Source organism: Terribacillus jepli, from assembly GCF_047228925.1.
Lineage (GTDB): Bacteria > Bacillota > Bacilli > Bacillales > Amphibacillaceae > Terribacillus.
In genome coordinates this window covers 180099-206117 of record NZ_JBFEGH010000004.1, presented here as the reverse complement: position 1 = coordinate 206117, position 26019 = coordinate 180099, and the positions used below count along the sequence as shown (strand labels likewise).

Sequence of the window (26019 nt, the reverse complement as noted above, 5' to 3'; positions counted from 1 at the left end):
GTATAACCAAATAGGTATTAGTCCAGGAGGTTAACAGTCATGGAGCAAACGAAAAAGCTATTTTCAGAGAAACCATCATCATACTGGCGCAATTCAACGGATATGCCGACGTATCAAGCACTGGATAAAGAACTGGATACAGATGTTTTAGTCATTGGTGCAGGAATCGCCGGCATCACGACAGCTTATGAACTGATCAAGCGAGGCAGAAGTGTCGTTCTTATCGAGGGACGTGAACTTATTTCAGGTACAACCGGCTACACGACGAGTAAGCTGACCGCACAGCATGATATCATCTATCAAGGTTTGATAGAACGTTACGGTGAGGAATTTGCTAAAAACTATTTCCAGGCTAATTTGCAGGCGATCAATTATGTGAAAGATACAGCAGCCGAACACGGTATCGATTGTGAATTCGAAGAGCAGGAAGCGTATGTCTATACACAGCTGGATGAAGGCGTGGAAACAATCGAAAAAGAAGTAGAGGCTTACCGGAAGCTGCAAATCGATGGATATTTGACGGAATCCTTACCGCTCGATATTCCGATTAAAGCAGCCGCCGTGATGCGTCAACAAGCCCAGTTCCACCCAGTGAAATACTTGGTCGGCTTGTTGAAGGAAATTGAGCTGCGTGGCGGAAGCATCTACGAACAGACGTTGGCTGTGTCTTTCGATACAGAGGCCCGTCCAGTCGTGCATACCGAAAGTGGTTACACGATCACAGCCAATTATGTTGTCAGCGCCACACATTTCCCATTACAAGTAGAGAATCAATACTTCTCTTCGAATATGAATCCGAAGAACTCATACGGAATCGCCATCAAGTCCCAAAAACCTTATCCTAAGGGCATGTATATCAGTCTCGAATCTCCGAAACGTTCCATCAGGAGCTTGAAAAAAGGGGATGATCACTATGTGCTTGTCGGCGGGGAATCCCATGTGACGGGGGATGGATCCTCTGTACTCGATCGATATGAGAAAATCTATCAATTCGCCGATGAGCAGTTTGGCGTGGATGAATTGTATGAGCACTGGTCCAGCCATGACTTACTTACAACCGATCAGTTGCCATTCATCGGGAAAGTCAGCGACGATGCACCTGGAATCTACACCGCAACCGGCTTCGGCAAATGGGGCTTATCCAATGGTGTAGCCGCCGCCACTTTGCTCGCTGACTTGATTGAAGGAAAAGACAATCAGTTTGCTGATTTATATCGAATCGGCAGGGTAATCGAAGAAAAAGAATCCGCAAGCATCGGCGAAGACGATGTGAATCGCATCAGCAATGAAACGGTTGTAAAGCCAGAAGATCTGCCTAACGGAAAAGGTGCCATCCTCAAGAAAGATGGTCAGACAATGGCGTATTACCGGGATGACAGCGGGGAGTTGCACGAAATGAGTGCCTCCTGTACCCATAATGGCTGTCCAGTCTCCTGGAATGATGCCGATCATACATGGGATTGCTCTTGTCACGGCTCCCGCTTTACAGCTGTTGGTGAAGTTGTGGAAGGACCTGCGTTGCGCGCATTGGATAAGGAATAAATATGTCTTGAATAAGCTGCTGGGGTTTCCCGGCAGCTTTTTTGCAGTGTGTGAAACTTTGTAGTTAGGAAGTCGTATATTTATTTGGGGGTGAATACAATACAGTGGTTTTTCGTCCGAAAATAGATGCCTTTTTCGTTCATTTCATCATGATAGCCGTCTTTATACTCTGGTTGGCATCATTTTGGCCATTAATTATATTTGGTGGAATTGTCTTGGTTGAATTTCTCCTATTGCTTTCGGTTTTTGTAATCGGGGTAAGTATTATTTTGTGGTCGGCTTTTTGAATTCTAATCCAGATTACTTATTAGTTAAAGGGGGACCATTTGTAAGCCGAATTCCATACGACAAGATTACAAGCGTTACCCTTTCTAATAATATTTTCTCGGGTTACAGGGTTTTGTCATCCAGGGACGCAATCGAAATATTTTATAAACAAGGACTTTGGGGAAGTGTTACAATTTCACCAGATTACAAAAAAGAATTTTTACATGAGTTAAACAAACGTTGCCCTAATGCCAATATGCATTTATAAATTTCTTTTTTTGCAACTGACAACCAACTTTACAGCTCTTGATGAAAGGATAGTGATCTGTAAAAAAGACTATGCATTGAAAACATGCATTGCCTCTATTAACTCTTCTGGTTTATCAGTGCTGATTACAACGGTTTCATATTTTAGAGTCAGTTCTATCCCTTCTTTCCCACTTAAGATATAACCTGTTTCTCCTTTGAAATTCACTCTGAATCCCCAGCCGCCAAAACGTTCCAATGGTCTGTAGGATAGCGGCTTATATTGTTTTATGTCCTTGAATAAGAATTTTTTATAGTGAAGATGAAAAGGAGTGTAGCGAATATAAAGGCCATCCTCGTGGACTTCAATGATCAGTTTTATCGATGTAAGTGAGATAACAGGGAGAGCCATGCCAAAAACAATCCAACAGGCAATCAGTACACCATCTGGAGCAGGTTTATCACCTATGGGAATTCCTAAGACAACTTGCCGGACAAAACCGGTCCACATTATTGCAGCAATGGAAAAGACAATCAGCAAAAGTAAAGTCTGCCGCGGCTTTTGGACTTCTTTGTAGATTGCATTGGTTGATTTTATATCGTTCACTCCTTTTGACAATCCATTGGATTTTAGCGATATACGAAAAAGAAAGGTGGGAGAAGTCCCACCTGTTACTGAATTGGCACCAAAATTTCACACAGATGATTATCTACCATTTGCTGCGTGTATCTTTCTATGATTGGCTGTTCTCTGACTGAGAGATGATTCTTTTCGATCGCTGAAAAAACATTTTCCCAAAATCCGCTGACTGCCTCTTTGGTATGATCTAGCAAGAAGACAGCGTATTTCCCACCAGAAAGATAACCAATTTGAGCAGGTTCTGATACTGCAGAATTTGCATCAATCATAACGCAAACGTCATAACGACATTCCTCTTTAGGAGTAACTGCAGGGTTATCCCGTGGTATACCTAAAATTGGTGAATGATCAAATTCACCGTTCGAATGCAACCACTTTTTAAACGACTCCATTAGTTGTTTATTTTGCTTCTCACCATATTCTCCAACATTTCGGAAGTAAGCGATCCTTGATTCAGGTAATTCTTCAATTTTTGTTTTCACATTTTTTCCTCCTTTCTTAGAAGGTAATGTGATATAAAATGTTTTTCAAGATAGTTTTTAAAATTTCTTGCGGTAGTGCGTCTGTATTTGCCAAGAAGTTGTATGAAAAAGTACAAGGGACTAAATATTAGTAAGATTGAACAGCAAAATAAGCGATTCATTGTATGTTGAACTCCTCAAAAAATTGTCATTGTACTTGCGGCAAGTGCAAAAATGTATTATTATAATTTGTAATTGATTAATCAATAAATAAAAAGAATGGGTGCTTAATATGGTAAGACCAAAAAAGGGAAATCGTAAGGAAGATATTCTTGAAGCGGGATTAGAAGTATTTGCGAAAAAAGGTTACTATAATACAACTACTGCGCATATTGCAGAAAAAGCGGGTATATCACAGCCCTATGTATTTAAATTCTTTAAAACAAAAGAAGAGTTATTTATCGCAGCCTTAGATCGTGCGTTTGATAGAATTATTCAAACTTTTAAAGATGTTGAGTCGAGCTCAGAAAAACTTGTTATCAAAATGATTGAAGCTTATGAAGAACTGTCTGTATTACATCCCAATGAGATCGCTTTGCAGGTAATAGGAATTTCAGTAACAGAAGAAGCAATACGGGAAGCTACAAAGAAAGGCTTGGCCCTTATCAGAAGCTACACTTTAGAACGGTTTAAATCAGCTGGGATAGAGAATGCCGAAAGAGAAGTAACTACTTTTCTAGCTCGAGGCATGTTATGTAATATTTCTTATTTCTTAGATTTCCCTGTGCTTATTGATGAAAATAGAAAATAAATAATCAAGTTGGTTATTTATTTAATGTCTAGTTATTGATCAATTAATAACTAATAATGTACTTTTTCCATAATTACTCTCGTTTGTATCATTAGTTGGTTGGGTCAAAGATATATTGTGAATTAATCTTAAAGAGGTAGAGGAGGTGATACCAATGAATGAAAATAAAAAAGAATCTTCTTTTTCCACTTTGTCCATTGGACTAGGAATTACAGCTATAGTAGTTGTTTTGTTCACGTTATGAGACTAACTTACGCACATTAGTTTTGATGTTTATTTATTGATTAATCACTAAATAAAAGGTGGTTCTAAGATATGAAAACTGCGATTGTATTAGGAGCAACTGGTGGAACAGGGCAAGTTATTGTTTCTGAATTACTGGACAGAGGAATAAAAGTTATTGCCTTTGGACGCTCCCAAAGTAAATTAAATAAATTGATGGAAAAGCACCACTGCAATCCAAAATTAACATACAAACTGGGAGATATATTCGATTACCAATCTATTGTCGAGGCAGTGGGAGAGGCAGAGGTTATATTTCAATGCGCAAATGTTAAATATCAAGAGATGGAAGAAAAACTTCATTTGCTCGGCGAAAGTGTAATGAAAGCAGCAGAAAAGCTGGAGAAAAGAATAGTCATTGTGGATGGCATTTACGTATATGGACATCAGACGGCGAAAGGGGATGAGAATCACCCGCGACATCCACACACAAAAAAAGGTAAAATAAGAATGGAATTCGAGCAATTGATATTCAGTAACAAATGGAAAAAGGCAAAACCGTTAATTGTTAGGTTGCCGGATTATTACGGTTCTACTTCACAAAATTCTTATTTGCAGCCCACTCTGGAAGGGATGGCGGCAAATAAAACCTCTATTTTTATTGGGAATTTGAAAACGCCTCGTGAATACGTATATTTGCCGGATGCTGCCAAAATGATTGTAAATATAGCAGAAAAAGACGATTCCTATGGGGAAAACTGGAACATCCCCGGAACGGGATTGATTTCAGGTAAAGAAATCATCAAGATTGCTCGCCGAATAACTGGAAATCGAAAGGTAGTTATCCCTTTAACTAAAAATGCGATTCGTTTCATTGGAATGTTTGATTCGTTTATGAGAGAAATTGTGGAGATCATGTATCTTACGAAAGAAGGTTTTGTGTTGAATGGGGAAAAGTACGAAAAACGAATCGGTTCCATTCCCTCAACTTCTTTCAGGGAGGGTCTTGAAGAAACGTTAAGGCTTATGATGAGTAATAAGAGTTAATGTTAGGAGATAGCCTAAGTAGCATCCTAACGTTTTACAGAAACTGTTGCAGTTGCTGACAAAGAGTTTAATTTTGTAGATGCAGTGTTCTATTGACTGTACGAGTAAGAATGCCTCCGATTCTTACTCGTACAGTTTATTTAATATGGTAGGTTTAGATTAACCAGAAATGTATGTGGGCCTACTCTGGAAGGAGAGAGATATCCATTTTTGAGAACCAATGATGTTCGATCATCATCAGGCATAAATAAATTAGTATAACGTATATCATCGTTTGATAACACAATGATCCTTTTAAAGAAGAATCATTTAACCAATCAATACAAATATAGACTTTAACATTATTGAAATCTATTTATATAGCTGCACACATTCAGATGTTATCGGTACGGTTATTTATACAATTTCTTGATGAACCTTTCTGCTGTGTGGAATTTTTGTTGAGCCGTTAAGGCATAATGAAGTTATTGGTTTGGTAATTTCAATTGGAGAAATTCATTGGCTTATTTAAGAGTATTTTAGGAAAAATGTAAATAATATAACTAATTCTAAAAGTGTTATCATGGAATGTCAAATATGTCATAATAGATGACAATAGTTTTGGGGTACATTTGACAGTGATTAGGCTTACTTATAAAAATGGGTTTAAAGTTGATCATGTAGTTGGAACGAAAAATTTTAATAGAGACGTAATTACTGTAGGTAAGTCAGCTTCTTTCCTAACAAAACCGTTTCACATATTGAAATTTTCCAAAGCTAAGTAAATAAGGATTGCACTGTTGACTATCTTTGGTTCTGCAGGGTGGGAGGTAAATGGAGTGTCTATTGTTATTGGAGTTTTAGGAATACTTGTTTTAGTCGCTATTGCATGGGCGATGTCAAATGACAAAAAGAATATCAATTATCGGGCAACCGGTATCATGCTGGCTGTTCAGCTTGTATTGGCTTGGTTTTTGCTGAATACTTCAATCGGCAGAACGATCATAAAGAAAATAGTAGATGTATTTTCTAAAGTACTTTCCTTCGGACATGAAGGTATTTCATTTGTATTTGGTGACTTGTCAACGAAAGGTTATTTTTTCCTCGATGTTCTTATGATGATTATTTTTGTATCGGCATTGCTTTCAATTTTGACTTATACGAGAATACTTCCATTGGCAATCAAGTATGTAGGTGGTTTGGTTTCCAAAATAACTGGACTTCCTAAAGTTGAATCATTTGTCGCTGTTAATTCCATGATATTCGGAGATACAACTGCAATCATATCTGTCAAATCGCAAATTCACAAGCTTAGTCCAAACCGTCTGTTCATCGTGGCTACTTCTTCTCTTGTAGCGGTATCTTGTTCCACTCTCGGAGCTTATTTACAGCTCATTCCGGCTGAGTATGTGCTGGTGGCACTCCCGATAAACGTATTTTCAGGTCTGATTTTATCATCCATTGTTGCTCCTGTCAGAAGCGAAGAAGACTATGACATCGATATAAAAGAAATGAATACGGATAAGTCATTCTTTGAAGCTATCGGTAACGGTACGTTATTAGGTGGTAAAACGGCACTAATCGTAGGCGCAATGTTAATCACCTATATGGCGTTGCTGGCTATGATCAACTTTATCCTGGATGGCATAGTAGGGATGACCTTCCAGGAACTTATCGGGTATGTTTTTGCGCCTGTCGCATTTATCATGGGGATACCTGGCTCCGAAATTCTGAATGCAGGTTCTGTTATGGGAACCAAAGTAGCTGCCAATGAATTTGTAGCAATCATGGATTTTGTTAATCTGATCCCGGATATGTCTACAAAAACAGTAGGTATCGTTTCAGCTTACTTGATTTCATTTGCTAACTTTTCTTCTATCGGTATGATCTTGGGAACGGTACAAGCTATCGACCAAAAGCAGGCTAGCCTGCTTGCTAAAGTTGGTTTGAAGGTTCTGTTGGTTGCTACAATGGGATCCATATTGACTGGTACGATTGTAGGTTTGTTCCTATAAGCAAGCGCAAAAAAGACTGTACACGAAAGTTGTGTACAGTCTTTTTTTAGACTGAACTGCACTTTTGCAGTACATTAATTCTCGCGCGGCAGAATCTTGATTGTCGCAGCACGCGTTTTTGTGGCAATCATCGGCCCAAGATAGGGACTGCTGTTGTACTTTGCCTTATATGCTTCGTCGATTTTGTCGTTGATAGAAACTTCGACAGTCTCCAAAATCACTTCTTTCGTCATACCATCGACAGTGATTCGCCCAGCTTTCTGTTGTAATGCAGCATTATACCAACGTGAATTCTGTCCACTGTAAGCCCGCACATAAAGATTTTCTCCGACCACCACCGACCAAATCCAAGTCGGAGTTCCATAAGTGATCCCGTCTTCGCGAAACGGAGAGATGTGTAGATCATCTGCTTCTTTTATTTTAGTTAATTCTTCCTTCGGCCATGTATTGGTCATTATTTACATTCCTCCTCAATCAATGCTTCCTTGAATTTTAATGTTAAAAAGTAAAAGAGGGCTGACGAGAAAATCTCGACAGCCAAATTGTGTATCATATCACCAAGGTTGATTTGTAGGTCCAATTGTAAATTCGTTAACATTTGTATCTTCTGGCTGATCGATTGCGAACGCTACAACATTGGCAACTCGATCAGGAGTGATGCCATACTGTTCGTACATGGCAGTCATGCCTTCAGCAGTGTTTTTATCCGTGATTGTCTCTAACAATTCCGTATTGATTGCAGCAGGATAAATTGTAGCTGTGCGGATATTGGTTCCTTCTTGGGCAGATTCCATGCGCAAAACTTCCATCAGATCACGAACAGCCCACTTGGTTGCGCCATACACAGCGCCGCCTGGGTAAGCTTTAAGCCCGGCCACGGAGGAAGTAGTGATGATGTGACCGGATTTTTGTGATGTGAAGGTAGGCAATACAGCCGCGATGCCGTTCAAGACACCTTTGATATTCACGTCGATCATACTGTTCCATTCATCTGTTTTTAGTGCAGACAGAGGTGCATTAGGCATGAGACCGGCGTTCAAGAAGATGACATCGACACCGCCAAATGAATCTTTCGCTAGTTGAATAAGCTCCTTGCTGTCATCTGGGTTCACAACATCTGTGACGTGATAAGCAGCTTGTCCGCCAGCGTTTTGAATGTCATCAGCCAATGCTTTTAATTTATCTTCACGGCGAGCACCAAGGACAACTTTTGCTCCTTTTTCGGCTAATAACTTTGCAGTTGCTTCCCCAATTCCTGAAGAAGCACCGGTGATTACTACTACTTTGTTTTCAATTGTCATTTTAAGCCCTCCTTTATTGCGATAAATTAAGCCTACACCTTAGAGCTGACTCTATGGCAAGAGAAAACTTTTAATATCTTTTCGTAAGATAAAAAGAAGGCATCTATATCAAAGGATGCCTTCTTTGTTAATTCGTTGTTACTGGTATTTCTATTTTATCCTGTTTATGAATTGCTTCGGTTCCGGCTTCCAATGCCTCCTTATAATATAAGCATTTATGATCGATGAGTCCCAATGTATCCTGAAGTTCCCTTATTTGTCTTTCCACAGCGGCTTTTCGTTCCACAAACATGTCAAAACGCTGCTGTAAAGTGGCATCTCCATCCGAACACCAATCAATGAAACTCTTGATTCCCTTTATTGGCAACCCGGTAGCTTTAAGACATTCGATCACTTTTAAAGCGGCAATATCGGATTCCTTAAACAATCTTTGACCCTTGCTTGTGCGTTCGACAAAGGGCAAGAGCCCTTCTTTATCATAGTATCGCAAGGTGTACGCTGTTACGTTTAATACTTTTGCGACTTCACTGATCGTATAGGTTTTCATGATATCGCTCCTAAACTGGTTTAATAGTCGTGAATGTGAAGTCATTTTAACAATCTCTTTGCTGGACGGCAATATTTTTTTATTTCATGTCGCATAAGATTTTGTTTTCCCTTGACTTAGAGTCCACTCTATAGCTTAGGATTATTTTAGCCAAGAGATGGAAGCTGTAATTTAAACATTTCCAAGCTGATACTCTTGCGATCAAACTAATTACTTTGGAGGTTGATGTTATGGTAATCGCTAAAGCAAGAGCCGTTGATGGTCCGGACAAACATTTCCGTCCTGCTGAAATTGAACGACGTGATCTTGATGCACATGATGTCCTCATCGAGATTAAATTCGCCGGTATCTGTCATTCAGATATACATACTGCCCACGGTGAATGGGGACCGGTGGATTATCCACTCGTTCCGGGTCACGAAATTGCCGGAATCGTAACAGATGTAGGATCTGATGTTACAAAGTATAAAGTCGGAGACCGAGTAGGGGTCGGTTGCATGGTCGATTCCTGTGGCAAATGCGATAACTGCCACAAAGGGGAGGAACAGTACTGTCATGAAGGAAATGTTCCAACTTACGCTGGAGTCGATAAATATGGACAGCCTACGCAAGGCGGCTATTCCAGTCATATTGTCGTAACGGAAGATTTTGTCCTTAGCATTCCGGACGGTATCGAACTCGATGCCGCTGCACCTTTATTGTGTGCAGGTATCACTACGTACTCACCTCTTAATCATTGGAATGCCAGTCCAGGTAAGCAAGTGGCAGTAGTGGGGCTGGGCGGTCTTGGACATTTAGCTGTTAAGATTGCCAATGCCATGGGTGCTGAGGTTACGGTACTTTCTCAATCCCTGAAGAAAAAAGAAGACGGTCTTCAGTTCGGGGCAGAAAATTACTATGCCACCAGTGATCCGGACACATTTAAAAAATTGGCCGGCTCATTTGATCTGATTCTTAATACAGTGAGCGCAAAAATCGATATGGATGCGTATCTTTCCCTTTTAAAACTGGATGGTGCCCTCGTTAATGTCGGCGCACCTGCAGAACCGTTAGAACTGAATGTGTTTAATCTCCTCAGTCAGCGTCGTACATTCGCAGGATCCATGATCGGCGGAATCCGTGAAACACAAGAGATGTTGGACTTCTGTGCGAAACATGAAATTGTTCCTGAAATCGAAATCATCTCAGCTGATCAAATTGATGAAGCATATAAACGAGTGTTAGCTTCCGATGTACGTTATCGCTTCGTAATCGATACAAGTACATTGTAATTGTGTGATGAAGTAAAAAGGATGTCCTGAGATTGAAGGACATCCTTTCCTTTACAGTCGGAAGAGTCAATTATCGTCTTATAAATTCTGCTTGAACAGCTTTGAGGAATATATCCGCAGCTGCAGAAAAAACCTGATGTTTCCTCCACACAAGGCTTAAACCAGATTCGATTTTCGGCTCTAACGGCTTGAAACAAAGCGCGCTTTCTTCTGACGTATTCGCTATTTTATCAAGGGTAATGGCGTAACCAATACCTTCTTCCACCATAATGGCAGCATTATAGGCCAGATTATAAGTCGTCACGACATTCAGCTTATCCAGGTTCTCACCAAACCAATCAGCAATTTCATTTTTTGAATAGCTCCGGTTCATGGCCTGCCTGGAACAGATTAGAGGGAGATGTAACAAATCAGTTGCGGTAATAGTATCTTTGGCTGCAAGAGGGCTGTCTTTTTTCATGACAACACCCCATAGATCTTTGGCTGGAATATTCAGGTGATTGTATTTCGATAAGTCAGCGGGTTCGATCAAAATACCAAAATCAAGTATGCCTCTGTCAAGCCGATCCGTTACATCTTCTTCATTGCCGCTATACAGATGATACCGTATATTCGGGTATTTCTTCTGCAATTCTTTGATTATCTGGGCAATATGCCTTATGGCGTCGGTTTCCCCGCCGCCTATATAAACATCACCACTTACCATTTCTTTCATGGAGCTGAATTCAGTCTCTAATTTATCGACCATATAGACAATTTCTTCGGCCCTCTTTTTTAAAAGAATCCCCTCTTCTGTGAGGGAGATACTGTGGCTGCTTCTGATGAAGAGTTTTTTTCCTAGGATTTGTTCAAGATCTCTTAATTGTCTTGACAGAGTTGGCTGTGTAACATGCAGGAAATTGGCTGCCTTTGTGATGCTGCCTTCTCTGGCGACAGTAAGAAAGTAACGAAGAACTCGTAATTCCACCTTCCATCCTCCTTCTACTGTTTAGTATATACGATCAGAAATGCTTTTCAAGCATATCAAGATATAAGATATAAGTATTTGTTATATGAGTAACTCGCACCTAAAATAAAACCAAGCGCTTGATAACCAGAATGCATTGACTAACATGGAATAAAGTTGTCGTAATCATGGCCGCCGTGGTAAGTGAGATAAACATTCGCCCGACAAAGCAAGTTGACTAGCTGCGGGAGAAAGGTTAAATAAGATTTTGCAATGAATCTTAACTGGGATACAAAGAGGAACAATTCTTAGTTTTTAAAGGAAAGGAGGTGGGTGGAAAATATGCTGATGACAAAATTGTCAGTGAGAATCCCTCGTGGGCTGCAGGCAAGAAATACTGCCATTTTCGTGTCAAGAGCCTGTGCGTTTAATAGTGATGTCATACTCACTAAAAACGGTGTATCCGCCGATGGGAAAAAAATAATGAAAGTGATGGATTTACATGTAGAGGGCGGGGATGAGATCACCTTGGTTGTTAGTGGAGTTGACGAACAGATTGCCGTAGATAAATTAAGAGAGTTCCTTTTAGATGAATGAAAAAATAATGAAATAAGTAAATTGGTGTGACCAAGGAGTAGTGACTAAATGAATAATAAGACCAAAGATAAATCTATTAGAATGGCCCTATTGTTAGCAGCATTTTCAGCGCTAGGGCCTTTTACCGTTGATATGTATCTTTCATCGCTGCCAAAAATGATGCATGACTTCAATACAACGGCATCTTTGATTCAAGCGAGCCTGACTGCCGGTTTATTAGGGTTAGGTTTGGGGCAGCTCGTGGCAGGACCTTTAAGCGATGTGCATGGGAGAAGGAAGCCTTTATTCATCTCGATGCTGCTATATTTTATAGTTTCGATAGCATGTGCTTTTTCACCAAACATCGGTATGTTCATAGTTTTGCGCTTCATGCAAGGATTCGTCGCTTCTGCTGGGCTTGTCATTTCTCGTGCGATTGTTCGCGATCGCTACAGTGGAGTGGAAATGGTGAAGTTCATAGCATTACTGACGATGATCAGCAATGTTGCTCCATTAGTATCGCCTACTGCCGGGAGTGCTATAACTTCGTTTACTTCATGGATTGGCGTGTTTCTTTTTCTAGGTATTTTAGGACTTATCTTAACAGCCCTTACCACATGGGGAATAAAAGAAAGCTTGCCTGCTGAGCAACGTGTAGCAGGAAATTTCAGAGAAGTATTAAAAAATTACGGTTCGCTTGTTCGTGACCAAAGCTTTATGGGGTATGCCCTAGTCAATGGTATATTGTTCTCTGGTGTGTTTGCCTATGTTTCCGGGACACCATTTATTTATCAAAATATGTATGGTATATCACCTCAGCTGTTTTCGGTCCTTTTCGCTTTGAACGGGCTTGGTATTATTCTAGGATCACAGCTTGTCAAACGACTTTCCGGGAAGTTAAACGAACACCGTATTTTCCAAAGTGGGCTGTTGTTAGCTGTCATCACTACGGTTGTCATATTGATAATCGTGCTAATTCACGGGCCTTTCATAGCTTTGTTCCTTGCAATCTTCTTGTTCGCGGTAGCCATTGGCATAATTGCACCGATTTCTTTTACATTGGCCATGGAGTCACAAGGACACATTGCCGGTAGTGCTGCCGCCGTATTAGGCAGTCTTCAATTTGCATTAGGGGCTATCACTTCTCCTTTAGTAGGTATTGCCGGAGAAGGGTCTGCTGTTCCATTCGGAATAACGATTTTTATGACGAGTATACTTGCTGTTATTTCCTACGTCATCTTGGTGAGAAGGTCATCAACAGCTTCACAGAAAACGTAACTTTTAAGTACTCTTTTTCTGCTTTACACGCTGAAAAGTCTGCTTAGAGAGCAGGCATTTACTGAGTATTTTGGAACTACCTCGGAATATTATACGAATCGTATAACTCGCCAGTTTTTTCATCTATTTTGGGTAGATTAGCAGAAGATAATGACTATAGGAAAGATGAATACAATCAAAAACGGGCTTTTACAAGCTATTATTCCTTTCTAGATTATAATTCTCCACTAGAAATGTGTACCTATACAAAAATAGCCGAAGGTAGTTTAAGCTTGTTGGAAGAAAAACTTATACGAAAGTGGGGAGGGATACATAGATGTAAATTTACTAGTATGAAGCAGAAACTACTTATAAGCCCACTTCATATCACAGCCTTTATATGTAATTTTTACAAATCCAGCTAATGAAACCACTGAATATTGTAAAATGGAAGGGGATAATTGTTTTTCAGGAAATCGAGGTGCTTATTATCAGAAGATTGATTTATTTACTGCTCGTCACGTTGCTGCTGATTGGCTGTTCCTCATCAAACGATAATGATGCCAGCGAGACAAATGGTGCTTTGAAATCCAGGACAGTAGAGATCAAATTTACGAACGCAGATCCTGAACAACATTATCTCTTATCAATATCGAATAAAGGAATAACATCTGGTGATGTAGCAAGCTACCCAGAAGCCGAATTAAGGGTAGTAAAAGGAGATCAAAACATAAAACTTAAAACCATCATTGGGGACAATTATGAGATCGGTATCAACGAAACTACAGCTAAAAGTACAAAGGAGTGGATTTTAGACAAGAAAAACGTAAAGACTTCTTCCTTGATAAAAACAGTAGTCATCGTACCAAACGAAACAACGGATATTATTGAAATTACTCTTTAAGCAGATAACGTTTTCAGAATGGATTAACTTAAAACAGGATAGGTTAACATCATTGATTGTTAACTTTGATAATATATCGGTTTGCATAAGATGTATTATAGGTTGTCTAATTATCATTGATTAATATGTCACATTATCATTTGGACTGAGGAATGGACTGTCTTTCTGTACTTTCTGGATATAGTTTTCAACAGAATCTGAAGTCATTTTCAGGTTCATTGCATATCAAGTAAAGTGTTATACGTCCATTGGCAGCAAATGTTATTCAAGAAGGCTGTACACAATACTGGGTACAGCCTGTTTTTCAAGACACTGCAATGCTTTCGATTATGAGATACACGTCTTAAATTCTACTTCGACGATACCAAATCATAACTGGAATCAATAAAATGGAAAGAATCCCTCCAATAACTGATAATGTTGGAAAACTGGAAACTGCTACAATCATTCCGGATAAAGCGCCGCCGGCAGCACCAGAGAATGCAATCAAAACATCCACTGTACCTTGGGTTTTTGCGCGTGTGGTTGTTTCAGTTGAATCAACAATGAGTGCAGTACCGCTTATCAGACCAAAATTCCATCCTAATCCAAGTAAAGATAGGGCAATGACAAGAAGAACCATTGAATCTCCAGGTGCTAATGCTGCAATTAAGCCTGCTAGAAGCAATGTCACACCAGAAGCAATTGCCATGGTTATACGCCCAAATTTATCAACAAGAAAGCCTGTGAATAAAGAGGGGAGATACATGGCACCTATATGAAAACCAATTACAAGGCCTACTGTGCCTAATCCATGTCCATGATGGTTCATGTGCACCGGTGTCATTGTCATGATCGCTACCATGACAATTTGTGTAAGAATCATAATGGTTGCACCAACTATAATGCCTCGGTTGTTTGTGTGTCGAGATGTATTGGTATCTTCACTCGTACGATGGTCTTGTTTCGCAGCTTCAATCGCTTTGGCAATAACCAATGGTTCCGGACGAAGTAAAATGAATAGAACAAGACCTGCTAAAATGTAAGCTGCCGCTGCTAATATAAACGGACCTGCAATTGATGGAACACCGATAGACTCAGCAAAACTTCCCATTACATTCACTAAGTTCGGTCCTGCTACTGCACCGAATGTCGTGAAAACCATCGTCATACTAACAGCAGTCGCTCGTTGTTTGCTGTTTGCTAAATCAGTGCCTGCATAACGAGCTTGCAGATTGGTAGCTGTTCCCGCTCCATAAATAAATAAGGAAGCAAATAATAGCAGAATACTATTCATAACTGCTGCAAAGATGACTCCTATAGCTCCAAGTCCGCCAACGATAAATCCAGCCGAAAGACCTGCCCGGCGCCCGTAACGTTGTGAAAGCCTTCCAACAGAAAATGCGGCTCCTGCTGATCCTAAAGTGAATAAAGCTGTAGGCAGGCCGGCATACGCGTCAGTTCCAAGCATTTGCTGGGCAATAAGTGCACCGACGGTAACCCCAGCTGCTAATCCTGCACCTCCGAAAATCTGTGAGATACTAACAACGAATAATGTACGCTTGTATAATGCTATTTGTTTTTCCGAAGAACGAACATAGCTTTGTACCAAAGCTGATTGCTCTCTTACATCCGTTTTACTATCCAATATTGAAATCACCTCTTTATAACAATTTATACTCCAACCTAGGTTTGCATTATCATAGCATGGACAAAAAAACCATACAATACGATAATTGTATGGCGAACAATATTACTTTATTGTGTCTAGCAGCTGTTTAAGGATAGATAATCCTTGCTCTAGCTCCTCGATGGTTTTGGGTGCACATACGGAAATCCTTACAGCTCTTTCTGGAGAGCTATTGCCGACGACAAAACGTTCTGCCGCGTACACTTGCACACCTTGTTGTGCCGCTAATGTTTCGAACGCAGCACCGGTAATCTTACCGGGTAATAACAACCAACGAAAGATGCCTGTTTCAACACCTAAGCATGTGTAGTCCTCAAAATACTTATTTACGATCTGATTTCTTTGAATCGTCTGTTCGCGGTGGCCTTTAATTAAGACTTCGAATTGATTGGACACGATCGTGCGTGCTGTTAGTTCTGCTAGCAGCGGGGAAACGGTTATGTTTAAATTGTATAGCGCCTTTGAGATCGACTCCTTAAATTGATTTGGCACAGCTACATATGCCAGTCGCAGCCCTGGAGCCAATGATTTTGATAAGCTCGCAATATGAATGACCTGATCGGGGGCAAATGATGCAAGTGCGGGCAACGGATCTTTGTTAAGTAAGTGGTACGATGCATCTTCTATTACAAACAAGTTATACTTCTTTGCAATTTCTGCAATCCTTTGTCGTTTCCCAATAGACAGAAAGGAAGCAGTAGGATTGTGATAGTCCGGGATCAAATATACACCCTTAATGTTTTCATTCTTAGATGCATATTCAAGTGATTCCGGGCTCATTTCATAGTTCTCTGATTTTATCGGAACAATTTGCACACTGAGCATAGAAGCAACCGTTTTTAAACCGGGGTATGTATGAAGGTCAACACCTATGCGATCTCCAGGCTTACACAGACTTGCCAATGCAGCGGCAATCGCATTCTGAGCGCCATTTGCAAACAAGATTTGCTCAATAGATGTCTCAAATCCGCCTCTTCGAATTAGCTTTACCGCTGCATCTTTTTGCCAATTACTTTCACCTGGCCGACCATAACTGAACCATTTTTCATAATCCGACTCTTGCAGCATGCTTTTCAGTTGAAGCAGGAGAGGTTCGTATGAAGCATCATCCGGCAGGGTCGCACCCATTTCTATTAGATGCTTCGGTTTCGTATCCTCGAGTAAATATGCATTTGATAAAGCATCATATGAAACAAATGTACCACTTCCAACAGCGGCGCTCAGCAATCCTTTTAACTCGCAGACTTTAAAAGCCTTTGAAATGGTGCTTAAGTTCAAATCCAAATAATCAGCCAGTTCTCTCTGTGGGGGAAGTTTTGTCCCGGGTAATAAGTTACCATTTATTATATCTTGCTCCAATTGCTCTGCGATGGCTTTATAAATAGGCTTTTTCGTTTTATCGATTATTGGCTTCCAGTTCATCGGATAGTTGTCAAAAGAATTAATGGGCATGATTTGCATCCTTTTTCACGCAATTATATAAAAATAAAGTTTGTTAACCAATTATAGCTTTTATATTTGTTCAAGTTCAATATATACTGAGGAACTACTGTCTTGATCATGATTCTCTTTTGAAGCATAAGATGCTTTGCAATATATATACTGCAGAAGAAAGGGCAAATATAGGAATCCGAACAATTATTACTTTGCTTAAATAATCAAAGGGCAAAATAAGGAGTGTACAAAGTGTACAGCTCCTGTTTCTGCTGCTTTGAAAATGAACATGCCCAAAAGGGCAGTACTAACGTGCAATTAAAATAAATGTAACTATTATATAATAATGGTTAAGAGAGGCGGTTGGATCGATGCCAAATGAAAATAATTTAATGACGGAATTAGAGTCTAATCATAAACATAGCATTGAAAAAAATAATATGCTGGCTGCTCGGATACCAGGGCTGATTTTCATTTTGATTTCTTTGGCCGTAACATGTGGCATAGAAATACACGAACATTCTTCTTATACAGGAATAGTAGTATTTTCAATACTTCACTGTTTATTTGCAGCGGTTTATTGGTATTCCAATGAATTATTGCTGGAAAAGGCGTGGTTATACTTTATTATACAAGGGGTTATTGTGTACATATGTGCAGTTTTCAATGAAGTATATCCTGTCCCAATAATGACGTTGTATCCTTTGCTGCTTAGCCAGACTATGGGGGTAATTGGGAGAAAGAAACGTTATTATATAGCTTTTATTTTGTTCATGTTCTGCAGCAGTTCATTAGTATTGGTGGATATGGGGAAAATTGTTGCTTACACCTTAATTGCAATACCTAATATGGTTGTATTGATTGCATACGCTCGTATCTTTTTTAATCAAGTCAATGCTAAAATACGTTCGGAAAGATTATTGCGAGAATTAGAAGTAGCTTATAAAGAAGTTGAAAGGCTTACACTACACAATGAGCGGCAGCGAATGGCACGTGATTTACACGATACTTTAGCACAAGGTTTAGTAGGTTTAAAAATGCAGCTCGAGGCTACAAAGACTTATTTGAGCCTCGATGATAAAGACAAAGCAGGAGAACTAGTAAATACAGCCATTTCAAGAGTAAGCGAATCTTTAGCAGAAGCTCGTCATGTCATTGATGATATGAGGTCACATACCAATATTAGTTTCTCGCAGCAAGTGGAAGAGCGAATAAATAACTTTACGATGACAACTGGCATCCAATGTGTCTTAGACTACAACTTTGATGAAGAAATCTCATCTCTAGTAGCTGAACAAAGTCAGAGAATTTTATCTGAATGTCTCACCAATACAGCAAAGCATGCTCATGCTGATACTGTACAGGTGTATATCCATAAAGAAAAAAATGCTATGGAAATGAAGGTTAAAGATGATGGTATAGGGTTTCAGGCAATGAACAAGTTAGGGAGGAAAGGCCATTATGGCTTGCTTGGTATACAGGAAAGAGTGAGGAGTTTGAACGGAGACATCCGTATTATAAGCAAAGAAGGAACGGGAACCGAAATAATCGTCACTGTACCGTTAGAAGGAGAACTGTAATGTCACATAAAATACTGATTGTTGATGATCACTTAGTAGTCAGAGAAGGTTTGAAACTCCTTGTGGATTTGAATGATGATTTTGAAACCATAGGAGAAGCTGAAAATGGAAAAGAAGCAGTCAAATTAGCGGGAGAGCTGACCCCTGATATCATCTTGATGGACTTATATATGCCTGAAATGACTGGCTTAGAGGCAATTAAAGAAATCAAATTAAAGTATCCTGCTATTCCGGTCATTATATTGACAACTTATAATGAAGATAAACTGATGGCAGAAGGAATGGAGTACGGTGCTAAAGGTTATTTGTTAAAAGATACAAGCCCAGAAAACTTATTTCGGACATTGGATGCTGCAATTAGAGGGGATACGCTTATCAATTCTGATATGATGGCCAGAATCCAAGCCTATAAAAAAGTGGAAGAAAAGCAAAGAATCAACCCTAAGATCTACTTATCCGGCAAAGAAATTGAGGTATTAGAAGCAGTGGCAAGAGGTGCAAAGAGCAAAGAAATCGCGATTGACCTTAATATCTCTGAAAGAACTGTAAAAGCGAGGCTTACTGACATCTACAACAAATTAGGAGTCAGTTCTCGAGCCGAAGCTGCAGCTCTGGCTATACGATCTGGAATTATCTCCTTACATGATTAATGTATAATATATTATTTAGAAATTGCCCAAACGTACATGTCCATATGTACGTTTTTTTCTATTTATAATCCTTTAAGATAATAAAAGAAAAAGGATATTGGAGGGAACAAGATTTATGTCAAGGTTTTTATATAAAGTTGGGAAGTGGTCTGCAAGGCATAAGGGGACGGTAATTAGTTTATGGATATTGCTAATACTTGCATGTGCCGTTTTAACCTTTCTAGCTAAACCAAGTTTTAGTGAGAATATGTCAATCCCGAATACCCCGTCGGAAAAGGCATTGGATGTTATTAATGAAGAGTTTCCAAGTGGTCCTGCTACAGCGACCATTCGGGTGATATTCGGTGATGAAGACAAACTGACGTCTGAAGATGGAAAAGCAGTAATGACTGATACGTTAAACAAGATCAAAGAAGATAAAAATGTAGAAAGTGTTGTAAGTCCATTTGATTCAGGAACTATCTCTGAAAAAGAAACAGTAGCTTACGCTGACATTAGGTATAAAGAAGCGAAAGAAGATCTTCCTGATTCATCTATCGACCATTTAGAAAATAGCTTGAAGATTGCGAATGACCAAGGCTTGCAAACAGAGCTAAGTGGAGATATTACGCTTTCTGAATTGGAAATTGGTGGCGTTACGGAAATCGTAGGTGTAATACTTGCGTTTGTTATATTGGCAGTGACATTCGGATCACTGATAATAGCAGGGTTGCCAATCCTGACTGCAGTTATTGGACTGGGTACAAGTATATTGATAACAATGATTGGAACCCAATTCTTTGATATAACCTCTGTAAGTCTTTCCCTATCTGGAATGATCGGTTTAGCAGTTGGGATCGATTATGCGCTGTTCATCTTTATGAAACATCGTCAATTTCTTGGACAGGGTTATGACAAGTTCGAGTCAATTGGAAGAGCGAATGGGACTGCGGGAAGCGCGGTAGTATTTGCAGGACTCACCGTTATCATAGCACTTTGCGGACTTACCGTTGTCGGTATCCCGTTCTTATCCGTAATGGGTGTCACAGCTGCCATCAGCATATTGTTTGCGGTATTGGTTTCTTTAACTCTGGTACCTGCAGTTCTATCAATAGCGGGCAAACGCATGTCTCCTAAACGAAAGAAAACGAAAGCAAAACAAGAGAAAGATACAAACTTTATGGGACGCTTAGTCACAAAGCATCCACTTAAATTGACTGTTTTGAGCGTTCTAATCTTGATAATCATCAGTATGCCGGTCATGCACCTAGAGCTTGGGCTGCCGGACAATGGGATGAAAGACAAAGAATCACCTGAAAGGCAAGCCTATGATTTGTTGGCGGAAGGTTTCGGGGAAGGATTCAATGGTCAGCTAACAATTGTCGCAGATGCATCCAATGTAGAGGGTGATAAAAACGAAGCCTTCTCTAACAGTGTAGAAGAGCTGAAGAAATTAGATCATGTGGCAAATGTAACACCAGCAATGCCAAATGAAAATGGTAACTTTGCCATTATTACAGTTACACCTGAAAAAGGTCCGAATGATATCACAACAAAAGAGTTAGTAAAAGACGTACGTAACTTGTCGGATGAAAGTATGGAAATGCTGGTTACAGGGTCTACAGCGGTTAATATCGACATCTCAGATCGCTTGAATGATGCTATTCCTGAGTTTGCAATCATCATTGTCGCTTTTGCCTTCGTATTACTGTTAATCGTATTCCGCTCACTCCTTATTCCAGTAGTGGCAGTACTAGGTTTCTTGCTTACACTCACTGCAACGCTTGGTCTATGTGTGTTTATCCTGCAAGATGGAAATCTTATCAATTTGCTTAACATACCAGAAGAAGGACCAATTCTAGCATTCTTGCCTGTACTGGTTATCGGCATCCTATTTGGACTTGCAATGGATTACCAAGTATTCCTGGTGAGCAGAATGCGAGAAGAGTATGTGAAGACAAAAGATCCTTTACACGCTATTCATGCCGGAATGAAGTATAGTGGTCCAGTGGTGACAGCTGCGGCTTTAATCATGATTTCAGTATTTGCCGGAATGATATTTGCACCGGATTCCACCATTAAAGCAATGGGTATTGCTCAAGCATTCGGCGTATTATTCGATGCTTTCCTTGTTAGAATGATCATTATGCCAAGTGTGATGAAACTAATGGGGGATGCAGCGTGGTACCTGCCGAAGTGGCTGGATAAGCTTATCCCGAATGTGGATATCGAAGGACATCAGCTTTCTGAAGAAATTGCTAACGAGCAACAAAGCACGCAGCGCAGTTACGGAAAATAAAATAGGAGCACATTAAATATAAGACTGTACATCAATTTGGTGTACAGTCTTTTGAAATATCTCATTATTAGTTCGAGTATTTCTATCGCTTATTTTTAATTTCAAAAAGACAATCCTTTTGTAATCACTGTAGTTTTTAACTAATACAGGAGATGGACCATTAATAAATATAAATTAACTCACCTAATACACATAAGTAAACTAAAGGTGATTTAATATCTGTAAAGTTCGTGCTTTAAGTACACCAAATGCAAATGCTCAATGACTACATGGTGTACTTAGTTCTTATTTGAGTTATTGAAAATTTTCCCACACTGTTCCAAGCACATTAGGATAGAAAATGAGCGCCACTCTTTGCAACTGTGTATACAGCTGAGTGCAAAAGCTTCCACGCAGCTGTTCTATCACACTTATGCATTTATTCTTTGAGGAAGCTGGAGAGAATAATTAGCTAGTTCTTCAAAACCTTTACCAATTCCCACTGCCGCATGACTATCAGAACCGGGAATAAGCGGAATTCCCAACTGTGCAGCATGTTCTATAAGCTCAGCTGGCGGATAGATTTCTTTACATAAAGGCTTGAAAAGACCGGCAGTATTTATGTCGAGTTCATATCCTTTTCTCTTTATTAGCTCGAGAATGTGTTGCTGTTCTTCTAAAAAAGCAGCTGGCTTAGGATAAGCAAGATGAAATTTTTGAATCAGCGTAATGTGACCAATCCTTCTTGGCTTAAAATGGCCAAGATCAGTTTCGACTGATGCTTGCAGATTATCATAATAAGCTTTATACAAAGGTGTCAGTCCGCCAAATCTATCGGCAGCACGACCAAATTCCTCCTCGCTGAAGTCAATGCAGAAAAAGGACTTATCCGGCGCTTGCAGCATGTGAACGGAAAGGATGCCGTCATCCATTTCCGGGCCGTACGTATCAAGGAAAGTTTGCGTTTCTTGTTCGTAACCTTTGATATAATCTACTTCAAAGCCAATATTGATTTGCAAATCATTTTTATATTGTTTTTGGAGCGCTTTTCCTTCCAATACATAGGCTTCCACTTTATTTCGATCCATTGCGCTGTCTCGATTGGGGGCAGGATCTGTAAAACTTTCCGGGAGAGGAGCGTGCTCTGTGAACGATAAATGGGTGAGTCCTTTCTCGATTGCCTGCAGAACGTATGCTTCCATTTTGTCGTCTGTACCGTGTTGGCAATACTGGGTATGTACGTGGAAATCTCCGAGCATTTTACCTGCTCCTTTCTTTATGTGTTGACGTTAGTATCTCATTATGTTACATTCAAATCAACAGAAATCCTTTATCTTAGTAAATCGGTAGAATGATAAAGAAAGAATCGGAGGCTTATAGATGTTCTTACCAGCAGGAAGTCGTGATTTGACAGGTCGACAGCTTGTCAATCGTGTTGCCATATATGAAAAGTTCCAGTCTGTCGTGAATTTACGGAATTATCAATCGATTGAAACGCCTGTCATTGAGTATAGCACAACTTTTACCAATTCATATGCCGGTATGACGCTTAAAAAGATGCTCAAATGGTTCGATGAAGAGGGGGAAATCGAAGTATTGCGGCCGGATTGGACAATTGCTGTTGCCCGTGCCCTTGCGAATCAGCAGTCGAATCAGCAGAAATGGGCTTATGCCGGATCTGTATTCAAAAAAGATCATGCTGGTGTTGAAAGCCATCAAGCTGGAATCGAAATCATCCGGACACCTGGATTGTATGGAGAATTCGAAAGTCTGTTCACGGCTGTCCGCTTCCTCAGCGAGCTTGGCGTGCAGCGGTACAGCATTGAGCTTGGGCATACTGAAATCTTTGAAACCTTCATTTCTTCTTTGAAACTTGACGAATCGACAGCTTCCCAGATTAGACAGGCGATGCATGATAAGCGGAAGGATGAAGTGTACCGCCTCGTCAAAGAAGCAGGGAATGAAGAATCGGCTGAAGCTGTGTCTGAATTGACAGATGCATTCGGCGGAACAGCCATTTTAGATAAATTCGCACAAACATGGGGAAATAAACCGAAATTACTACCTGTCATTCAAGAGCTGCAGAAGCTTGCCGCTTCTCTTGAAGAGTTGGGGCAGGATGTCATCGTCGACCTGGGCCGTGTCAAGCAGCTTCCTTATTACAATGGCGCGATGTTCAGGGGATTCCTCGCAGAAAGTGGAGCTGAATGCTTCTCCGGCGGTAGATATGACGAATTGTATGAACAGTTTGGCGGCAAGATGAGCGCGGTCGGCTTGGCATTTGATATGGATGTACTTGCAGCTGCACTGCCTGCACCACAAAAGCAAGAACGCATTTGCCTGCTAACGGATGAACCAGGACTGATCGCAGCCGAAGCGCTGCGTTATAAATACCCGGATGCTGTCGTAGACGTCAGGACGGAAGCAACGGCAGAGGCATATGATCGAGTTTACCAAGTGGTTAAAAGCGGAGAAGGATACGAGGTGATCGAAGAATGAAACCAGTCATCGCATTAACAAAAGGTCGTGTCGAGAAACAATTCCTTTCTTATCTGGAGGAACGAGGCATCGACAGTACACCATTGTCAGAGAAAGGACGCAAATTGAGCGTCGAAACGGATGAAGCTGTTTATTTCTTTGCAAAAGGCGCCGATGTGACAACTTATGTAGAGCACGGTATTGCTGATCTTGGTATCGTAGGGGAAGACATCATCGCGGAATTCCAGCCGGATGTATTCAATCTCTTTCCGTTGCCATTTGGAGCATGCAAGATGGCGGTTGCTGCTGAAAAAGGGAAAGTTTGGCCGGATCGAAAGAAACGAATCGCCAGCAAATACACCAATATCACAAAGCAATATTACTTAGAAAAAGGGGAGTCAGTCGATATCATCAAGCTGGAAGGTTCCGTGGAATTGGCTCCGCTGCTTGGGCTGGCAGATGCAATTGTCGATATCGTCGAAACGGGGACGACATTGAAGGAAAATGGCTTGGAAGTACTTGAAGATATCCAATACTTCACTGCCAGAGTCATTGCCAATCGGTCATCACTTAAAATGAAGCGCAATATTCTCCAACCTTATCTTTCTGTTTTGCAAGAAGAGGTGAGTCAACGATGAAAAAATTGACTCGCACGCAATTCCTGGAGCAGTTTTGCACCCGGAAAGCAGACAGCGGCTTTGATCCGGATGTGCTTCAGTCAGTATCAGCCATTTTACAGCACGTTCGGGTGGAAGGTGATCAAGCCGTCCGGAAGTACACCGAACAATTCGATGGTACGACAGCAGAACAGTTATTGGTTTCCGAAGCTGAGATACAAGAAGCCAAAGCCAAGGTGGCACCTGAGATACTGACTGCTTTACAGGAAGCAGCTGCAAATATCCGCGCTTTCCACGAGAAGCAGATCACTCCCTCCCGCGTCATGGTGGCAGAAGACGGTAAACAGCTTGGTCAGCTGGTCTTGCCGATGGAACGGATCGGCATTTATGTACCTGGAGGAAAAGCGGTATATCCATCGACGATCTTGATGAATAGCATACCGGCACGCCTGGCCGGGGTGAAGGAAATCATCATGGTCACACCGGTGAAGGACAACGGGAACATTGCTCCGGTTTTAGTGGCAGCAGCTGAGATAGCAGGTGTAGATAAGATTTACAAAATCGGCGGTGCTCAGGCAATCGGGGCTTTGGCTTACGGAACGGAAACAATCACTTCAGTCGATAAAATTGTCGGTCCTGGTAATGCGTATGTTGCGGCAGCAAAAATGCTCGTCTTCGGACAGGTAGGAATCGATATGATTGCCGGACCATCGGAAGTGGCAATCATCGCCGACGAAACAGCAGATCCTGCCTTTATCGCAGCTGATTTACTGGCACAGGCAGAACATGATGAAAATGCAAGAGTGGTCCTATTGACAGATAGCGGGGCATTGATTCAATCAGTGGAAAAGGAGCTGGAAAGCCAGCTGGAAAAACTGCCTCGTAAAGCAATAGCAAGCGCTGCGATAAATGGGGGCAGTGCTCTCGTCCTGACAGATTCAGCAGAACAAAGCTTCGAGTTATCAAATGCTTTCGCTCCGGAACACTTGGAAATCCAGACAGCTGATCCACTATCAACTTTAGGGAAGATAAAACATGCTGGCTCTGTTTTCCTCGGTTCCTATGCCCCGACAGCACTCGGTGACTATTACGGGGGAACGAATCACGTACTGCCAACTAATGGTACAGCCAGGTTCTCATCCGGACTCAGTGTGGATGATTTCATCAAGAAAACGACATACACGTATTACGAGAAACAAGCATTGCAGCAAAGCAGAACGGCTATCACACAGCTGACAGAAGAGGAACAGCTGACAGGACACGGTGCATCGATCAACATCCGGTTCAAATGAGACAGGGGGA

Annotated in this window: 24 protein-coding genes; 15 read left to right on the top strand and 9 right to left on the bottom strand. The window is 40.7% G+C overall.

The features are described from left to right. The first annotated feature begins 39 nt into the window (after positions 1-39). Together AB1K91_RS06830 and AB1K91_RS06825 are read left to right on the top strand one after the other, a co-directional pair. Positions 40-1542, top strand: a complete 1503-nt coding sequence (locus tag AB1K91_RS06830) for an FAD-dependent oxidoreductase (RefSeq protein ID WP_413089025.1) — start codon at positions 40-42, stop codon at positions 1540-1542. Between the two features lie 271 nt (positions 1543-1813). Next, positions 1814-2077, top strand: coding sequence for a PH domain-containing protein (locus AB1K91_RS06825; RefSeq protein ID WP_413089024.1), 264 nt, complete (start codon positions 1814-1816; stop codon positions 2075-2077). Between the two features lie 69 nt (positions 2078-2146). Here AB1K91_RS06825 and AB1K91_RS06820 read toward each other — a convergent pair whose 3' ends face one another. Further along, positions 2147-2653, bottom strand: a complete 507-nt coding sequence (locus tag AB1K91_RS06820; RefSeq protein WP_413089078.1) for a DUF6141 family protein — start codon at positions 2651-2653, stop codon at positions 2147-2149. 74 nt (positions 2654-2727) lie between these two features. Then, a complete protein-coding gene (locus tag AB1K91_RS06815; RefSeq protein WP_413089023.1) occupies positions 2728-3177 on the bottom strand; it encodes an AraC family transcriptional regulator in 450 nt (149 codons plus the stop codon). Positions 3178-3448: 271 nt separating this feature from the next. Here AB1K91_RS06815 and AB1K91_RS06810 point away from each other — a divergent pair, with 271 nt between their 5' ends. The 3 genes from AB1K91_RS06810 to AB1K91_RS06800 all read left to right on the top strand — a co-directional run bounded on the left by AB1K91_RS06810 (position 3449) and on the right by AB1K91_RS06800 (position 7230). Continuing rightward, positions 3449-3967 carry a TetR/AcrR family transcriptional regulator gene (locus AB1K91_RS06810; protein WP_413089022.1) on the top strand — a complete coding sequence of 173 codons (519 nt, stop codon included), beginning with the start codon at positions 3449-3451 and terminating at the stop codon, positions 3965-3967. 315 nt (positions 3968-4282) lie between these two features. After that, positions 4283-5236, top strand: a complete 954-nt coding sequence (locus AB1K91_RS06805) for an SDR family oxidoreductase (protein WP_413089021.1) — start codon at positions 4283-4285, stop codon at positions 5234-5236. A gap of 818 nt (positions 5237-6054) precedes the next feature. Beyond that, a complete protein-coding gene (locus tag AB1K91_RS06800; RefSeq protein ID WP_413089020.1) occupies positions 6055-7230 on the top strand; it encodes a NupC/NupG family nucleoside CNT transporter in 1176 nt (391 codons plus the stop codon). 74 nt (positions 7231-7304) lie between these two features. Here AB1K91_RS06800 and AB1K91_RS06795 read toward each other — a convergent pair whose 3' ends face one another. The 3 genes from AB1K91_RS06795 to AB1K91_RS06785 all read right to left on the bottom strand — a co-directional run bounded on the left by AB1K91_RS06795 (position 7305) and on the right by AB1K91_RS06785 (position 9078). After that, positions 7305-7685 carry a DUF2255 family protein gene (locus tag AB1K91_RS06795; protein WP_413089019.1) on the bottom strand — a complete coding sequence of 127 codons (381 nt, stop codon included), beginning with the start codon at positions 7683-7685 and terminating at the stop codon, positions 7305-7307. Positions 7686-7784: 99 nt separating this feature from the next. Then, a complete protein-coding gene (locus tag AB1K91_RS06790) occupies positions 7785-8531 on the bottom strand; it encodes an SDR family oxidoreductase (RefSeq protein WP_413089018.1) in 747 nt (248 codons plus the stop codon). A gap of 127 nt (positions 8532-8658) precedes the next feature. After that, positions 8659-9078 (bottom strand): MerR family transcriptional regulator, encoded by a 420-nt coding sequence (locus AB1K91_RS06785; protein WP_413089017.1) that lies wholly within the window; start codon positions 9076-9078, stop codon positions 8659-8661. A gap of 230 nt (positions 9079-9308) precedes the next feature. Between AB1K91_RS06785 and AB1K91_RS06780 the strand changes: the two genes are divergently transcribed. Beyond that, positions 9309-10349, top strand: a complete 1041-nt coding sequence (locus AB1K91_RS06780; protein WP_413089016.1) for an NAD(P)-dependent alcohol dehydrogenase — start codon at positions 9309-9311, stop codon at positions 10347-10349. A 70-nt stretch (positions 10350-10419) separates the two neighbouring features. On the opposite strand, the gene AB1K91_RS06775 is transcribed toward AB1K91_RS06780, so the two are convergent. After that, positions 10420-11316: a LysR family transcriptional regulator gene (locus AB1K91_RS06775; protein ID WP_413089015.1), complete on the bottom strand. Its 897-nt coding sequence runs from the start codon at positions 11314-11316 to the stop codon at positions 10420-10422. 321 nt (positions 11317-11637) lie between these two features. On the opposite strand from AB1K91_RS06775, the gene AB1K91_RS06770 reads away from it, so the two are divergent. The 3 genes from AB1K91_RS06770 (at position 11638) to AB1K91_RS06760 (ending at position 14032) form a co-directional block, all read left to right on the top strand. After that, positions 11638-11892, top strand: coding sequence for an HPr family phosphocarrier protein (locus tag AB1K91_RS06770; RefSeq protein ID WP_413089014.1), 255 nt, complete (start codon positions 11638-11640; stop codon positions 11890-11892). Between the two features lie 48 nt (positions 11893-11940). After that, positions 11941-13149, top strand: a complete 1209-nt coding sequence (locus AB1K91_RS06765) for a multidrug effflux MFS transporter (protein WP_413089013.1) — start codon at positions 11941-11943, stop codon at positions 13147-13149. 403 nt (positions 13150-13552) lie between these two features. Beyond that, positions 13553-14032 carry a hypothetical protein gene (locus AB1K91_RS06760; RefSeq protein ID WP_413089012.1) on the top strand — a complete coding sequence of 160 codons (480 nt, stop codon included), beginning with the start codon at positions 13553-13555 and terminating at the stop codon, positions 14030-14032. A 343-nt stretch (positions 14033-14375) separates the two neighbouring features. On the opposite strand, the gene AB1K91_RS06755 is transcribed toward AB1K91_RS06760, so the two are convergent. Both AB1K91_RS06755 and AB1K91_RS06750 read right to left on the bottom strand, forming a co-directional pair. After that, positions 14376-15659 (bottom strand): MFS transporter, encoded by a 1284-nt coding sequence (locus AB1K91_RS06755; protein ID WP_413089011.1) that lies wholly within the window; start codon positions 15657-15659, stop codon positions 14376-14378. A 105-nt stretch (positions 15660-15764) separates the two neighbouring features. After that, positions 15765-17153: an aminotransferase-like domain-containing protein gene (locus tag AB1K91_RS06750; protein ID WP_413089010.1), complete on the bottom strand. Its 1389-nt coding sequence runs from the start codon at positions 17151-17153 to the stop codon at positions 15765-15767. 353 nt (positions 17154-17506) lie between these two features. Here AB1K91_RS06750 and AB1K91_RS06745 point away from each other — a divergent pair, with 353 nt between their 5' ends. The 3 genes from AB1K91_RS06745 (at position 17507) to AB1K91_RS06735 (ending at position 21643) form a co-directional block, all read left to right on the top strand. Beyond that, entirely contained in the window at positions 17507-18715 is a 1209-nt protein-coding gene (locus tag AB1K91_RS06745) for a sensor histidine kinase (RefSeq protein ID WP_413089009.1), read from the top strand. After that, positions 18715-19365: a response regulator transcription factor gene (locus tag AB1K91_RS06740; protein WP_413089008.1), complete on the top strand. Its 651-nt coding sequence runs from the start codon at positions 18715-18717 to the stop codon at positions 19363-19365. Before AB1K91_RS06745 ends, AB1K91_RS06740 begins: the two co-directional genes overlap by 1 nt. Before the next feature lie 115 nt (positions 19366-19480). Continuing rightward, on the top strand, positions 19481-21643 hold the full coding sequence (locus AB1K91_RS06735; protein ID WP_413089007.1) for an MMPL family transporter: 2163 nt from the start codon (positions 19481-19483) through the stop codon (positions 21641-21643). Positions 21644-22053: 410 nt separating this feature from the next. Here the strand turns inward: AB1K91_RS06735 and hisJ are convergent, their stop codons facing one another. Further along, positions 22054-22881: a histidinol-phosphatase HisJ gene (gene hisJ / locus AB1K91_RS06730; RefSeq protein WP_413089006.1), complete on the bottom strand. Its 828-nt coding sequence runs from the start codon at positions 22879-22881 to the stop codon at positions 22054-22056. Between the two features lie 121 nt (positions 22882-23002). On the opposite strand from hisJ, the gene AB1K91_RS06725 reads away from it, so the two are divergent. From AB1K91_RS06725 to hisD, 3 genes are read left to right on the top strand one after another with little or no spacing between them, the layout of a single operon-like run. Then, complete coding sequence (locus AB1K91_RS06725) at positions 23003-24121, top strand: ATP phosphoribosyltransferase regulatory subunit (RefSeq protein WP_413089005.1); 1119 nt, start codon at positions 23003-23005, stop codon at positions 24119-24121. Next, entirely contained in the window at positions 24118-24738 is a 621-nt protein-coding gene (gene hisG, locus AB1K91_RS06720) for an ATP phosphoribosyltransferase (RefSeq protein WP_413089004.1), read from the top strand. Before AB1K91_RS06725 ends, hisG begins: the two co-directional genes overlap by 4 nt. After that, on the top strand, positions 24735-26009 hold the full coding sequence (gene hisD, locus AB1K91_RS06715) for a histidinol dehydrogenase (RefSeq protein WP_413089003.1): 1275 nt from the start codon (positions 24735-24737) through the stop codon (positions 26007-26009). The genes hisG and hisD overlap by 4 nt, the downstream gene beginning before the upstream one ends. Positions 26010-26019: the final 10 nt, after the last annotated feature.